The 12,818-nt window shown below is 60.6% G+C and carries 13 protein-coding genes; 9 read left to right on the top strand and 4 right to left on the bottom strand.

The window, feature by feature from the left end:
* The 7 genes from ribH to tolA are packed head-to-tail and all read left to right on the top strand — an operon-like array spanning position 1 to position 4,762.
* Positions 1 to 507 (top strand): 6,7-dimethyl-8-ribityllumazine synthase, encoded by a 507-nt coding sequence (gene ribH / locus ACZ5RG_RS04650; RefSeq protein WP_315235544.1) that lies wholly within the window; start codon positions 1 to 3, stop codon positions 505 to 507.
* Positions 507 to 1,043: a transcription antitermination factor NusB gene (gene nusB, locus ACZ5RG_RS04645; protein ID WP_298599680.1), complete on the top strand. Its 537-nt coding sequence runs from the start codon at positions 507 to 509 to the stop codon at positions 1,041 to 1,043. Before ribH ends, nusB begins: the two co-directional genes overlap by 1 nt.
* A 16-nt stretch (positions 1,044 to 1,059) precedes the next feature.
* Positions 1,060 to 2,247 (top strand): pyridoxal phosphate-dependent aminotransferase, encoded by a 1,188-nt coding sequence (locus ACZ5RG_RS04640; protein ID WP_464448178.1) that lies wholly within the window; start codon positions 1,060 to 1,062, stop codon positions 2,245 to 2,247.
* Positions 2,244 to 2,684, top strand: a complete 441-nt coding sequence (locus tag ACZ5RG_RS04635) for a tol-pal system-associated acyl-CoA thioesterase (protein ID WP_464447903.1) — start codon at positions 2,244 to 2,246, stop codon at positions 2,682 to 2,684. Before ACZ5RG_RS04640 ends, ACZ5RG_RS04635 begins: the two co-directional genes overlap by 4 nt.
* Positions 2,681 to 3,379 (top strand): protein TolQ, encoded by a 699-nt coding sequence (gene tolQ / locus ACZ5RG_RS04630; protein WP_019428708.1) that lies wholly within the window; start codon positions 2,681 to 2,683, stop codon positions 3,377 to 3,379. The genes ACZ5RG_RS04635 and tolQ overlap by 4 nt, the downstream gene beginning before the upstream one ends.
* Before the next feature lie 11 nt (positions 3,380 to 3,390).
* The gene (locus ACZ5RG_RS04625; RefSeq protein WP_108313180.1) at positions 3,391 to 3,810 is read left to right on the top strand and encodes a biopolymer transporter ExbD; all 420 of its coding nucleotides are present in this window, start codon (positions 3,391 to 3,393) and stop codon (positions 3,808 to 3,810) included.
* A 25-nt stretch (positions 3,811 to 3,835) separates the two neighbouring features.
* Positions 3,836 to 4,762, top strand: coding sequence for a cell envelope integrity protein TolA (gene tolA, locus ACZ5RG_RS04620; protein ID WP_464447902.1), 927 nt, complete (start codon positions 3,836 to 3,838; stop codon positions 4,760 to 4,762).
* 13 nt (positions 4,763 to 4,775) lie between these two features.
* On the opposite strand, the gene dnaE is transcribed toward tolA, so the two are convergent.
* The 4 genes from dnaE to ACZ5RG_RS04600 all read right to left on the bottom strand — a co-directional run bounded on the left by dnaE (position 4,776) and on the right by ACZ5RG_RS04600 (position 10,642).
* Positions 4,776 to 8,300, bottom strand: a complete 3,525-nt coding sequence (gene dnaE / locus ACZ5RG_RS04615; RefSeq protein ID WP_464447901.1) for a DNA polymerase III subunit alpha — start codon at positions 8,298 to 8,300, stop codon at positions 4,776 to 4,778.
* A 59-nt stretch (positions 8,301 to 8,359) separates the two neighbouring features.
* Complete coding sequence (locus ACZ5RG_RS04610; RefSeq protein ID WP_298599663.1) at positions 8,360 to 9,055, bottom strand: DUF599 domain-containing protein; 696 nt, start codon at positions 9,053 to 9,055, stop codon at positions 8,360 to 8,362.
* Between the two features lie 163 nt (positions 9,056 to 9,218).
* Positions 9,219 to 9,752, bottom strand: a complete 534-nt coding sequence (locus ACZ5RG_RS04605) for a flavodoxin family protein (protein ID WP_298599660.1) — start codon at positions 9,750 to 9,752, stop codon at positions 9,219 to 9,221.
* Between the two features lie 188 nt (positions 9,753 to 9,940).
* A complete protein-coding gene (locus ACZ5RG_RS04600) occupies positions 9,941 to 10,642 on the bottom strand; it encodes a pirin family protein (protein ID WP_312260023.1) in 702 nt (233 codons plus the stop codon).
* A gap of 107 nt (positions 10,643 to 10,749) precedes the next feature.
* Here ACZ5RG_RS04600 and ACZ5RG_RS04595 point away from each other — a divergent pair, with 107 nt between their 5' ends.
* Both ACZ5RG_RS04595 and ACZ5RG_RS04590 read left to right on the top strand, forming a co-directional pair.
* Complete coding sequence (locus ACZ5RG_RS04595) at positions 10,750 to 11,688, top strand: LysR family transcriptional regulator (RefSeq protein ID WP_312260022.1); 939 nt, start codon at positions 10,750 to 10,752, stop codon at positions 11,686 to 11,688.
* A 75-nt stretch (positions 11,689 to 11,763) separates the two neighbouring features.
* Entirely contained in the window at positions 11,764 to 12,810 is a 1,047-nt protein-coding gene (locus tag ACZ5RG_RS04590; RefSeq protein WP_019428700.1) for an NAD(P)/FAD-dependent oxidoreductase, read from the top strand.
* Positions 12,811 to 12,818: the final 8 nt, after the last annotated feature.

Here is a 12,818-nt window from a genome sequence, read left to right as displayed (position 1 = left end):
ATGCTCGAAGCCAACAAAGGCCTGGTCGAAGAACTCGACGGCCAATTTCTGCACATCGGCATCGTGCAAGCCCGTTTCAACGAAGACATCACCAACGCCTTGGCCAAAGCCTGCATCGAAGAGTTGCAAGCCTTGGGCGTGACCAGCATTGACCACGTCATGGTGCCCGGCGCACTCGAAATACCCGTTGCTCTGCAAGCCATGGCCGAACGCGCCGAATATGACGCGCTGGTCGCGTTGGGATGCATCATCCGCGGCGAGACTTACCACTTTGAGTTGGTGGCCAACGAGTCGGGCGCAGGCGTCAGCCGCGTGTCGCTCGACTACAACCTGCCGATCGCCAACGCGATTTTGACCACCGAAAACCTGGAACAAGCCATCGTGCGCCAGACCGAAAAAGGCCGTGACGCGGCCCGCGTGGCGGTCGAGATGGCCTGCATCATGGATGACCTGGCCGCCGACATGGCTGAGCTGGCCGACGAACTTGACGACGAAGAGACCGCGTGATGACCGACGAATCCAGCACCCCGGACAGCGCCACAGAGACAGCCACAGACAACGCCAAGCCGGCCACAACCGGCACGCGTAAGTCATCGGCCAAGCCCGCCCGTAGCCGCTCACGCGAGTTTGCTTTGCAGGGTCTGTACCAGCACATCGTGGGACGCAACGAAGCCTCAGACATCGACGTTTTCACACGCGATTTGTCGGGCTTTCACAAAGCCGATTCGGCCCATTACGACGCCCTGCTCTACGGCTGCATCGAGCAAGCCAAGGCACTGGACGCATTGATTGCGCCCAAGCTGGACCGCAACTTTGCCGAAATCTCGCCTGTCGAGCACGCGATCATGTGGATCGGTGTGTATGAAATGCAGCACTGCCTCGATGTGCCCTGGCGCGTGGTGCTCAACGAATGCATCGAACTGGCCAAGGACTTTGGCGGCACAGACGGTCACAAATATGTGAACGCCTTGCTCGGCGGCCTGGCCCCCGAGCTGCGCAGCGCCGAAGTGCAAGCCGACCGCCAGTCCGGTCGCGCCAAATGAAGGTGTGTTGAACACCATGCGCATCTCTGAGCGCGCCGAGCGCGTCGAGCCGTTTTATGTGATGGAGGTGGCCAAGGCCGCCTCGCAAAAAGCCCGCGAAGTCGCGCACACCGACCGACCCGTGGTGTTTTTGAACATCGGCGAGCCCGACTTCACCGCACCGCCCTTGGTGCAAAAAGCGGCACAGGCCGTGATCGCCTCTGGCCAAACCCAATACACCCCCGCGCTGGGCTTAGATGCCTTGCGCCAAGCCATCAGTGGCTGGTATGCGCAGCGCTTTGGCGTGCAGGTGCCCGCCAGCCGCATCGTGGTCACGGCAGGCGCATCGGCGGCGCTGCAGTTGGCGTGTCTGGCACTCATCAACCGGGGCGATGAAATCCTCATGCCCGACCCCAGCTACCCCTGCAACCGCCACTTTGTGAGCGCGGCTGAAGGCACCGCCGTGTTGCTGCCCACCACCGCGCAAGAGCGCTTTCAATTGAGCGCAGCCAAAGTGGCCGCTGCCTGGCGCCCCCAAACCCGAGGCGTCTTGTTGGCCTCGCCCTCTAACCCCACCGGCACGTCGATTGACCCTGCTGAATTGGCCCGCATCGTGCAAGTGGTGCGGGGCCATGGCGGCATCACCCTCATTGACGAGATCTATCTGGGCCTGAGCCATGACGACGCCTTTGGCCAAAGCGCCCTGGCCTTGGGCGACGACATCATCAGCATCAACAGCTTCAGCAAATACTTCAACATGACCGGCTGGCGGCTGGGCTGGTTGGTGGTGCCCGAAGCGCTGACCCCCGTGCTGGAGCGGCTGGCACAAAACCTTTTCATTTGCGCCAGCACCGTGGCCCAACAAGCCGCCTTGGCCTGCTTTGCGCCCGAGAGCCTGGCCGAATACGAGCGCCGCCGCGCCGAATTCAAAGCCCGTCGCGACTACTTCATCCCCGCCCTGAACGATTTGGGCCTGACGGTGCCCGTGGCCCCCGATGGGGCGTTTTATGCCTGGGCCGACTGCACAGCGGCCTGCCAAAAGCTGGGCCTTAAAGACAGCTGGGCATTTGCCTTTGCTGCGCTGGAGCACGCCCATGTCGCGATCACGCCGGGGCGCGACTTTGGCACCGACCAAACTGCGCGCTTTGTGCGTTTTTCGACCGCCAACTCGATGGCCGAATTGCAAACCGCCATCGCCCGCCTGAAAGCCTGGTTGCAAGCATGAGCCTGATCCCGCCCCTCAACGCCCCGTTTCAGCACCCCATCCGCATCTATTGGGAAGACACCGACGCGGGCGGCATCGTGTTTTATGCCAACTACCTCAAGTTCTTTGAGCGTGCCCGCACCGAGTGGCTGCGTGCCCTGGGCTTTGGCCAACAGGTGCTGCGCGACGAATCGGGGGGCATGTTTGTGGTCTCTGAAACCACCGTCAAATACCATTCACCCGCCCGCTTGGACGACACCCTGCTCGTCACCGCCGAGCTGCAAACCGGCGGCAAAGCCAGCCTGACCATTGCCCAGCGTGCCTACCTGTGCACAGCGGGCCAAACGACAAGCAACGACCGACTGTTGGCCGAAGGCACCATCCGCCTGGGCTGGGTCGACGCCACCACCTTGAAACCTGGCCGCATCCCGGCCCCCGTTCTGGAAGCCCTCAAATGAACCAAGACATGTCCATCGTCTCGCTGCTGTTGCACGCCAGTTTTGTCGTTCAACTGGTGGTCTTGCTGCTGCTGGCGATTTCGGTGGCCAGTTGGGCCGCCATCGTGCGCAAGCTCGGGGCCATCAAGCGCATCAAAAACCTCAACGAAGAATTTGAACGCGTCTTCTGGTCTGGCACCAGCCTGAACGAGCTGTTCAACTCGGCCAGCCAAAACGCCAAGCTGTCCGGCCCCATGGAGCGCATTTTTGCCAGCGGCATGCGCGAATATCAAAAACTGCGCGAACGCCAGATCAGCGACGCAGGCACCCTGCTCGACGGCGCACGCCGCGCCATGCGGGCCAGCTTCCAGCGCGAGATGGACGTGGCCGAATCGCAACTGGCTTTTTTGGCATCGGTCGGCTCGATCTCGCCTTATGTCGGCTTGTTCGGCACGGTGTGGGGCATCATGCACGCCTTTACCGGGCTGGCCAGCTTGCAGCAAGTGACCTTGGCCACCGTGGCACCCGGCATTGCCGAAGCGCTGATTGCCACTGCCATTGGCCTGTTCTCGGCCATTCCGGCCGTGCTGGCCTATAACCGTTTTTCACACGACGTGGACCGCATTGCCATCAAGCTGGAAACCTTCATCGAAGAGTTCTCCAACATCTTGCAGCGCAGCCTGGGCGGCGCCAACAGCTCGGCCTCGGGCCACTGAAGGAAGCACGCATGCCTGCCGTTTCATCCCGAGGTCGCGGACGCCGCACCATCGCCGAAATCAACATGGTGCCCTTCATTGACGTGATGTTGGTGCTGCTCATCATCTTCATGGTGACCGCACCCATGATCACGCCCAGTGTGGTGGACCTGCCCAGCGTGGGCAAAGCCGCCAAGCAACCGGACAAAGTCATCCAGATCGTGATCCAAAAAGACGAACGACTCGAACTGGTGAGTGACGGCAAGACCGACAGCGCCACCTTGCCCAGCGTGGCCGCCAGCGTCAAGCGACTGGTCGGCGATGAACAGAACACGGCGGTCGTCATCAGCGCCGACCGCACTGTGAAATACGAGACCGTGGTGCAAGTGATGGACAGCCTGCAACGCGCGGGCATTGCCCGTGTGGGTCTGTCGGTTCAGCTGGCACCTTGAGGGTTTGGGTTTGAACGCCAAGACCATGCATCACCTCGAATTTGCGCCCCCGGCGCAACCCGGCACGGGGCGTGCCTGGGTGATCGCCGGTCTGGTGCACGCCTTGCTGTTCATGGCCTTGGGCTTGGCTACGGCCTGGAAGACCCAACCGCAAACCGTGCAAGCCGAAGCCGAACTGTGGTCGGCCACGCCGCAAGCTGCGGCCCCAAGACTGCAAGAGCCGCTGCCAGAGCCAGAGCCGGAGCCCGCGCCACAGCCCAAACCCGCCAAACCCACGCCACCACCACCGCCTGCGCCTGATCTGGCGCAAGAGCGGCTGGACGCTCAAATCGCGCTCGAAAAGAAAAAACAGCAAGACAAGAAAAAAGAAGCCGACAAAGCTGAAAAGCTGAAGGCCGAAAAAGAAAAAACGGCCAAGTTAAAAGCCGAAAAAGAAAAGGCTGAGCTCAAGCGCAAGGAACGCGAGAAAGAAGACAAAGCCAAGGAAAAAGCGGCCAAAGAGAAAAAAGCGCAGGAAGAGAAAGAACGCGACAAGAAAAAAGCCGCAGAAAAGGCCAGCGCTGAGAAGGCGGATGCCGCCCGGGCTGATGCACTGCGCAAAGAAAACCTCAAACGCATGCAAGGCATGGCCGGTGCCTCGGGCGGCGAAAACGCCAGCGGCACAGCGCTCAAATCATCAGGTCCCTCGGCCAGCTACGCGGGCCGCTTGGTGGGCCGCATCAAGCCCAACATCACCTACCCCGGCGATGTGGTGGGCAACCCGCGTGCCGAAGTCGAAGTCAAAGTCAGCCCCGACGGCACCATCCTCAGCCGCCGCATCGTGCAAACCAGCGGCAACAAAGCCTGGGACGATGCCGTGCTTCGGGCCATCGACAAAACCGAAATATTCCCCAAAGACAGTGATGGGCGGGTGCCGCCTGTGATCGTGCTGGGGTTCAGACCACAGGATTGAGGCCAGCGCAGCTTCAGTCGTACACAATCCGCGCCTGCCCCTGATCGGCCTGCGCCATCCAGCTGGCCAATGCCGCATCGGTCGGGAAGAATTTGGCGGCTTCGCCCAGCGCCAGCTCGGCGCGGGCAGCCAGCTCGTCGTTGCGCCGCTCCAACACCAAGCGCACCGGCAAGCCGCGCACCAAATCGCCTTGATCGGTCTGCTCGCGTTGCGCCGGGAATTCTTTGACCAGGCGCGCGATGTCGGGGGCGCGGCCATTCACAGCCACGCGCAGGTATTTGCCATAGCGACAGCGGGCTGCGCCCAAGTCCATGACCTGCTCGATCTTGAGACGGAAACCACCCGAGAAACGGTCAGCCTGCATCTTGGCCGTGACGATGATCAGCTCATCGTCTTTGAGCAAATGCTTGGCCGAGTTGATCAGGGCTTCGTCGGCTGTGGCCTCCATCACGCCCGATTTGTCATCGAGCTTGAAGATGGCCACCTTGCCCCGCTGGCCGTTGATGATGCGCAAGTCGCTCACAATCCCGGCCATCAACTGCGGCTCACGGCTGTCGATCAGGTCGTCGATCTTGCGGCGGGCAAACTGGCGCACCTCGCGTTCCACCGCATCAAACAAATGGCCAGACAAGAAAAAGCCCACAGCGGTTTTTTCGAGCAGCAGGCGTTCCTTGATGCCCCAGGGCATGACTTCGACCAATTCAGGCTCTTGTGTGCTGGAGCCGTGCGAGTCGTCGCCCAGCATGTCGAACAGGCCGCCTTGGTTGGCATTGGCCGTAGTGGCGCTGGAGAACTCGAACGCCCGGTCGATGCTGGCCGACAAGGCGGCGCGGTTCATGTGCAGCGAATCAAAGGCCCCCGCCTTGATCAGCGCATCCACCGTGCGTTTGTTGATGCGCGAACGGTCCACGCGCACGGCAAAGTCAAACAGGCTGGTGAACGGGCCGCCCTGGTTGCGAGCCGCCACAATGGCGTCGATCGCTTGCTGACCTGTGCCTTTGATGGCACCCAGGCCATAGCGGATCACCTTGTCGGTGACGGGTTCAAAACGATGGGTGCCCCGATTCACGTCCGGTGGGTCGAACGTGATACCGAACTTGACCGCGTCTTCATAAAGCACCTTGAGCTTGTCGGTGTCGTCCATTTCCACCGTCATGTTGGCGCAAAAGAACTCGGCGGTGTAGTGCACCTTGAGCCAGCCTGTGTGGTACGCCAGCAAAGAGTAAGCGGCAGCGTGCGACTTGTTGAAGCCATAGCCCGCGAACTTTTCCATCAAGTCAAAAACCTCGTCGGCTTTTGCTTCGGTGATGTCGTTCTTGGCTGCACCTGCGCGGAAGATGGCGCGGTGCTCGGCCATTTCTTCGGCCTTCTTCTTGCCCATGGCACGGCGCAGCATGTCGGCGCCGCCCAGGCTGTAGCCACCCAAAATCTGGGCGGTCTGCATCACCTGCTCTTGGTAAACCATGATGCCGTAGGTCTCACTCAGCATCTCGGCCACCAACGGGTGCGGGTACTCAATGACCTCACGCCCATGCTTGCGCGCCACAAAACTGGGAATCAGGTCCATCGGGCCGGGGCGGTACAGCGCGTTCAGCGCAATCAGGTCTTCCAGGCGGCTGGGCCGCGCATCGCGCAACATACCCTGCATGCCACGGCTTTCAAACTGGAACACGGCTTCGGTCTTGCCGTCCGAGAAAAGTTTGTAGGTCGGTGTGTCGTCGAGCGGGATATTTTCAAAGGCGAAGTTCTCCTGGCCCTTGTGCCGCTTCATGATGAACTCGCGGGCAATCTCCAAGATCGTCAGCGTGGCCAAGCCCAAGAAGTCGAACTTCACCAGGCCTGCAGCCTCCACGTCGTCTTTGTCGTACTGACTCACCGCCGACTCGCTGCCGGGCTGTTGGTAGAGCGGGCAAAAGTCGGTCAACTTGCCGGGCGCGATCAAGACGCCCCCGGCGTGCATGCCGATGTTGCGCGTCATGCCTTCGAGCTTTTGCGCCAGCTCGATGAGCGTCTTCACATCCTCTTCGCGCTCGATGCGCTCGGCCAAGATGGGCTCCATGGCGATGGCGTAGTTGTTCTTGTCGCCCTCTTTGGGCGTGGCAGGCGGGTATTGCAGCGTGACCGACATGCCCGGCTTGTTGGGAATCAGCTTGCTGATGCCGTCGCAAAACATGTAGCTCATGTCCAGCACACGGCCCACGTCGCGAATCGCCGCACGCGCGGCCATGGTGCCGAAGGTGGCAATCTGGCTGACCGCGTCACGCCCGTATTTGTCCTTCACATAGTCGATCACCCGGTCACGGTTGCCCTGGCAAAAGTCAATGTCGAAGTCAGGCATCGACACCCGCTCGGGGTTCAAAAATCGCTCGAACAGCAGGTTGTATTGCAGTGGATCGAGATCGGTGATCTTGAGCGCATAGGCCACCAGCGATCCCGCACCCGAGCCCCGGCCAGGGCCGACCGGACAGCCATTGGCCTTGGCCCACTGAATGAAGTCACCCACGATCAAGAAGTAGCCCGGAAAGCCCATCTTCAAGATGGTGTTCAACTCGAATTCCAAGCGCTCCACATAACGCGGGCGTTCTTCGTTGCGTTTGGCTTCGTTGGGGTACAGATGCAGCAGGCGGGCTTCCAGCCCTTCGTGCGAGACATGGCGAAAATAGTCGTCCACGGACATGATCACGCCATTGACAGGCGGAATCGGGAAGTTGGGCAACTGTGGCTTGCCCAGCACCAAGGTCAGGTTGCAGCGCTTGGCGATCTCCAGCGTGTTGGCGATGGCGCTGGGCACATCGGCAAACAGCGCACACATTTGCGCGGCGGATTTGAAGTATTGCTCGCGGGTAAAGCGGCGCACCCGGCGCTGATTGGCCAAGATTTCGCCTTCAGAGATGCACACCCGGGCTTCGTGGGCCTCGTAATCTTCGGCCTCGTGAAACTGCACCGGGTGCGTGGCCACCACGGGCAAACCCAAGCGTGCGGCCAGGGCCACCGCGCCCGCCACCTGCGGCTCGTCTTCGGGGCGGCCTGCGCGTTGCAGTTCCAGGTAAAAACGGTGCGGAAAAATCGAGCCCAACTGCAAAGCCACATCGGCGGCTTTGTCGCTATCGCCCTGCACCAAGGCCTGCCCCACCGGGCCAGCCTGCGCGCCGGACAGCAATATCAAGCCCTCAGACAGCTCCTTGAGCCAAACCAGCTTGACCACGGCCACGCCTTTGAGCACGTTTTGAGTCCAAGCGCGGGCCAATAATTCGCAAATATTCAGATAGCCTTGGTGACTTTGCACCAACACCACCACCCGGCTAATGGCCCCCAGATCACCCCCCAGACCTTCCAGGTTGATTTCGGCACCCAGGATGGGCTTGACGCCCTTGCCCCGGCCTTCTTTGTAGAACTTAACCCCACCAAACAGGTTGTTCAGATCGGTGATGGCCAAGGCAGGCTGACCGTCTTTGGCCGCGATCTTGACCACGTCGTCGATACGGCATGTCGAGTCAACGACAGAAAATTCGGTGTGTAGGCGCAGGTGAACAAACATAGCCTGCCATTGTAGGAGGTCACCCCTGCCGCCGATGGTGCGGCGGCGGGGTAATTGGCTCAGTCGCGCAAAACCTGCAGCACGTCAGACCTGAACTCTCGCCCGTAAAGAATCAGCACCACCAAGGCCGTCCCCATGACCAGCGCCAAGGGTGAAAAAAACCAGGCCATGGCGGCAAAAGAAAAGTAATAGGCCCGCAAACCATCGTTGAAAGTCTCGGCAGCCGCACTGACCAGGTTACCCGCGCGTTCGGCAAAGTGCTGGCGGTCAAAACGATGATTTTCAAAATCTTTAGGCGGAGGCATGGCACCGATGACTAAAGCTACGAAGGTGTATTGCCGCATAGACCAAGAAAATCGGAAAAACGCGTAAACAAAAATACCAACCAAGACCAGAATCTTGAACTCAAAAACGAGCAAGGGCGTAGGCTGCGCGAAAGGGATTTCTCCCACAAGCTCAGCCGCCTTGTCGGTGGTGCCCATCAGTGCGAACAGGCCACCGATGATGATGATGCTGGTCGACGAAAAGAATGCCGGTGTTTGCGACAGATTTTGCGTGATCAGGCCATCCAACATGCGTGGATCACGGGCGGTGGCTTGCATCATCCACATCTGGCGATAACGGTTGGTGGTGGCAATCAGACTTTGGTCGCGCAGGCCGCGCACTTTGGCCACCCAGGCATAACCCACCCACAAGCTGAAAAAAGTCAGCACAGCAAGCCAATCGGCCCACGGCAACATCGAGATGATTTTCATGACGAGATGCTACCCGAGATCAACGCATTTCTTAAATTGCACACCGCCCACCGGCAAACCTGAACTCGGAGGAACGAGCGCCCGCTTGCCCATGAATGGTGGTGCCGGAACATTTGCCCGCAGAGTGGCCTCCAACCAGACGGAAGCCCCCTGCAAAGATGCATCAAGCGCGCAGTTTGGCGGCCACAGCGGCCACGCGCTCGCCATAGGCTTTGGCGGTGTCCAAATCGCCCTGAGGAATGTCTTCGGCAGGGCTGGTGGGGCCCACTTGCGCCATCACTCCGGAGTTGGAGCCGATGCGGTTGATGGTGCCGTCGTTCATGGCAGGCTGACCGACCCAAACCATGCCTTGCTGCATGGCCAATGTGATGAAGTACTGGATGGTGGACAGCTTGTCACCGCTGGGGCTGGCCGAGATGGTGAAGCCGCCAGCGACTTTGTCTTTCCAGGCGCTGGTGAACCAGCGCTTGGAGGTGGCGTCGGCAAACTTCTTGAACTGCCAAGAGGCCATGCCCATGTAGGTGGGCGAGCCAAAGATGATGGCATCAGCGGCGTCCAGCGCGGCCCAGTCGGCCTCGGTAATGTTGCCGTCGGCATCGATGGTGATCGACTGGGCGTTGGCGCCTTGGGCCACAAATTGAGCCACGCGCTGGGTGTGGCCGTAGCCAGAATGGAAAACAACAACGGTTTTAGCCATGAGAAATACTCCTTAAAAAAAGAACACAGAGAAGCGAAATGGATTCCCGCCTGCGCGGGAATGACAGGGGATTGGATTCCCGCCTGCGTGGGAATAACGGGGGATTGGATTGCCGCCTGCGCGGGAATGACGAGGGGTTGGATTGCCGCTTGCGCGGGAATGGCGAAACGATCGCGGCATGCTGTGTGTCAGGCGCACAGATCAAACACCAGCACTTCGGCGTTCTGGCCTTGGGCCAATGCCAACGAAGACTCGGCTTGCAGCAGAGCGGCATCGCCGGCCTGAAGTGGCTGTCCATTGACCTGCAAACTGCCGCGCACCAAAAACACATAGGCCTTGCGCGCGGGGTTGAGCGCCAGGCTCGCATGCTCGGCGCCATCGAACAAGCCTGCATACAAGCGGGCATCGGCGTGAATTTTGACGGTGAATTCGCCTGAATCGGGGGCGGCCACCAGCGCCAGCTGCCCGCGTTTGGCGGCTTCGGGCACGGTTTTTTGCTCGTAACCGGGGTCAATGCCCATCACATTCGGCTCGATCCAGATCTGCAAAAAATGGGTTTGCTCACCCTCGGCGTGGTTGAACTCACTGTGGCGCACACCGCTGCCTGCGCTCATGCGCTGCACATCACCGGGCGGTATGCCCTTGACGTTGCCCATGCTGTCTTGGTGAGCCAGATTGCCCGACAACACGTAGCTGATGATTTCCATGTCGCGGTGACCATGCGTGCCAAAGCCAGTGCCGGGCGCAATGCGGTCTTCGTTGATGACGCGCAAATTGCCCCACCCCATGTGGGCCGGGTCGACATAGTTGGCAAAAGAAAAGCTGTGAAACGACTTGAGCCAGCCATGGTCGGCATGGCCGCGTTCGGAGGATTTGCGCAAAGTCAACATGGTTTTTTCCTGAGTGATTGACCGTGACTTTAAGGAATGAACCGCTGGCTACGGTGCAATTGGTTTGCCGCCATCATTCAAATTAATTGAAATAAAATACAAGCACCATGCAAAGTCCCAAAGATTGGCTCACACCTGACGCCCTGTTCATGCTGCAAACCATCGACGAGCAAGGCAGTTTTGCCGCCGCCGCCCGCAAGCTCAACCTGGTACCCAGCGCCCTGACTTACCGAGTGCGCCAGCTCGAAGATGCCTTGGATGTGCTGCTGTTCGACCGCAGTTCGCGCCAGGCACGCCCCACCGCCGCAGGCCAAGAGCTGCTGCGCGAAGCGGGCCGTTTGCTGCAAGACATCGACACCGTGGCCAACCGCGTCAAGCGCGTGGCCACCGGCTGGGAAGCCGTGCTGACGGTGGCGGTGGACAGCATCGTCTCGCGCAGCGTGGTCATGGATTTGTGCGAAGCCTTTTTGGCCCTGAACAGCCCCACGCGTTTGCGCATTCGCCACGAAACCTTGTCCGGCACCATGGCGGCCTTGACTTCGGGACAAGCCGACTTGGCCTTGGGTGTGGCGCTGGGGCAGCACATGGCCGCAGACATCCAGCACATGGCGCTGGGCGAAGTGCCTTTTGTGTTTGCCGTAGCGCCACAACACCCTTTGGCCCTCGCCGCCGAGCCCTTGAGCGATGCCCAGTTGGTGCAGCATCGCGTGGTGGCCGTGGCCGATTCGGTGCAACGCGGCAGCGGCCTGACCGTCGGGCTTCAAGGGGGTCAAGACGTCTTCACCGTACCCGATATGGCCAGCAAGCTGCAAGCCCAACTGCGCGGTTTGGGGGCTGGCTTTCTACCCCAAAGCCTGGCCGAACCTTATGTCAAACAAGGCCTGCTGGTGGTTAAAAAAACCGACCAATCGCGTCTGAGCCCGGTACACGCCGCATGGCGCGACAGCCGCCTCAGCCCTGCTGGACATGCCTTGTTGTGGTGGACCGCCCAGCTTGACAAACCCGCCACGCGCTTGGCCTTGTTGCAAAAGATGCATGCGGCCTGAAGTGCATTGCAAAAGTGCATTGGTACTAACCCACCCGGTCGACATCGGGCGTCGTTTCTCGGCTAAAGTGGCTGCATGACTACACAACACATCGCCATCATCGGAGTCGGCCTGGCCGGCGTGACTTGCGCGCGCACACTGCGCCAAGCCGGTCACAACGTCACGCTTTTTGAGAAAAGCCGGGGCTTGGGTGGGCGCATGTCCACCCGCGCCAGCGCGTTTGGCAGCTTTGACCACGGCGCCCAATACTTCACCGTGCGCGACCCGCGTTTTGAGCTGGCCATTGGCACCGCCCCGGGCGTCTGCAAACCCTGGAGCGCCAACGCCGTGCGCGTGCTCGACCCCAATGGCCGGGTGATCGAAGCGGGCTTACCCGGTGGCGAGCGGCACTGGGTCGCCACGCCCGGCATGAACGGTTTGGTCAAAGCCTGGGCTGCGCCCTTGGTCGAAGACGGCAATGTGCAGCTGCAAACCCGGGTCACCCAGATCATGGCCGACCCACTGAAGAAAAACGGCTGGCAACTGCAGACGGAAACCGAAGACGGCGGTCAGCACATCTTTGCCGGCTTTGACAAAGTCATTTTGGCCATCCCACCCGCCCAAGCCGCCGCGTTGTTGAACGCCTCAGGACTCAGCACCTTGGCTGCCCCCTTGGACAGCGTGCGTGTGGACCCCTGCTGGACCTTGATGCTGGCCTATCCTCAGGCCGTGCAACCCGACTTGATCACTCTTGGCCCCCAATGGAACGCGGCCCGCAGCACACACCACCGCATCGCCTGGATGGCGCGCGAATCGTCCAAACCAGGGCGCGAACGCATCGAACGCTGGACGGTGCAAGCCAGCGCCCCTTGGTCGGCAGAACACGTCAATGACACGCCCGAGCGCATCACCGGCAAGCTGATCAAGGCTTTTGCCGAAATCACCGGCATCCGCGCCACTCCGGCACACGCCGAGGTGCACCGCTGGCTGTACGCCAAGACGGCCCAGCCTTTGGGCCAAAGCCACCTGTGGTCAAAAGACCAAGGGATTGGCCTGTGCGGCGACTGGTGCCTGGGCCACCGGGCCGAAGACGCGTTTGTCTCGGGCCTGGAGTTGGCCTTGGCGGTACTCAAAAAACGCTGATCCATCGC

Source organism: Limnohabitans sp. TEGF005 (assembly GCF_055394835.1).
The sequence above is the reverse complement of the archived record's forward strand: the minus strand, read 5'-3'. Positions and strand labels throughout refer to the sequence as shown.

Excerpts from the sequence above, each read along its gene's own strand:
- ribH (WP_315235544.1), top strand. The coding sequence starts at position 1 with ATGCTCGAAGCCAACAAAGGCCTGGTCGAAGAACTCGACGGCCAATTT.
- nusB (WP_298599680.1), top strand. The coding sequence starts at position 507 with ATGACCGACGAATCCAGCACCCCGGACAGCGCCACAGAGACAGCCACA.
- ACZ5RG_RS04640 (WP_464448178.1), top strand. The coding sequence starts at position 1,060 with ATGCGCATCTCTGAGCGCGCCGAGCGCGTCGAGCCGTTTTATGTGATG.
- ACZ5RG_RS04635 (WP_464447903.1), top strand. The coding sequence starts at position 2,244 with ATGAGCCTGATCCCGCCCCTCAACGCCCCGTTTCAGCACCCCATCCGC.
- tolQ (WP_019428708.1), top strand. The coding sequence starts at position 2,681 with ATGAACCAAGACATGTCCATCGTCTCGCTGCTGTTGCACGCCAGTTTT.
- ACZ5RG_RS04625 (WP_108313180.1), top strand. The coding sequence starts at position 3,391 with ATGCCTGCCGTTTCATCCCGAGGTCGCGGACGCCGCACCATCGCCGAA.
- tolA (WP_464447902.1), top strand. The coding sequence starts at position 3,836 with ATGCATCACCTCGAATTTGCGCCCCCGGCGCAACCCGGCACGGGGCGT.
- dnaE (WP_464447901.1), bottom strand. The coding sequence starts at position 8,300 with ATGTTTGTTCACCTGCGCCTACACACCGAATTTTCTGTCGTTGACTCG.
- ACZ5RG_RS04610 (WP_298599663.1), bottom strand. The coding sequence starts at position 9,055 with ATGAAAATCATCTCGATGTTGCCGTGGGCCGATTGGCTTGCTGTGCTG.
- ACZ5RG_RS04605 (WP_298599660.1), bottom strand. The coding sequence starts at position 9,752 with ATGGCTAAAACCGTTGTTGTTTTCCATTCTGGCTACGGCCACACCCAG.
- ACZ5RG_RS04600 (WP_312260023.1), bottom strand. The coding sequence starts at position 10,642 with ATGTTGACTTTGCGCAAATCCTCCGAACGCGGCCATGCCGACCATGGC.
- ACZ5RG_RS04595 (WP_312260022.1), top strand. The coding sequence starts at position 10,750 with ATGCAAAGTCCCAAAGATTGGCTCACACCTGACGCCCTGTTCATGCTG.
- ACZ5RG_RS04590 (WP_019428700.1), top strand. The coding sequence starts at position 11,764 with ATGACTACACAACACATCGCCATCATCGGAGTCGGCCTGGCCGGCGTG.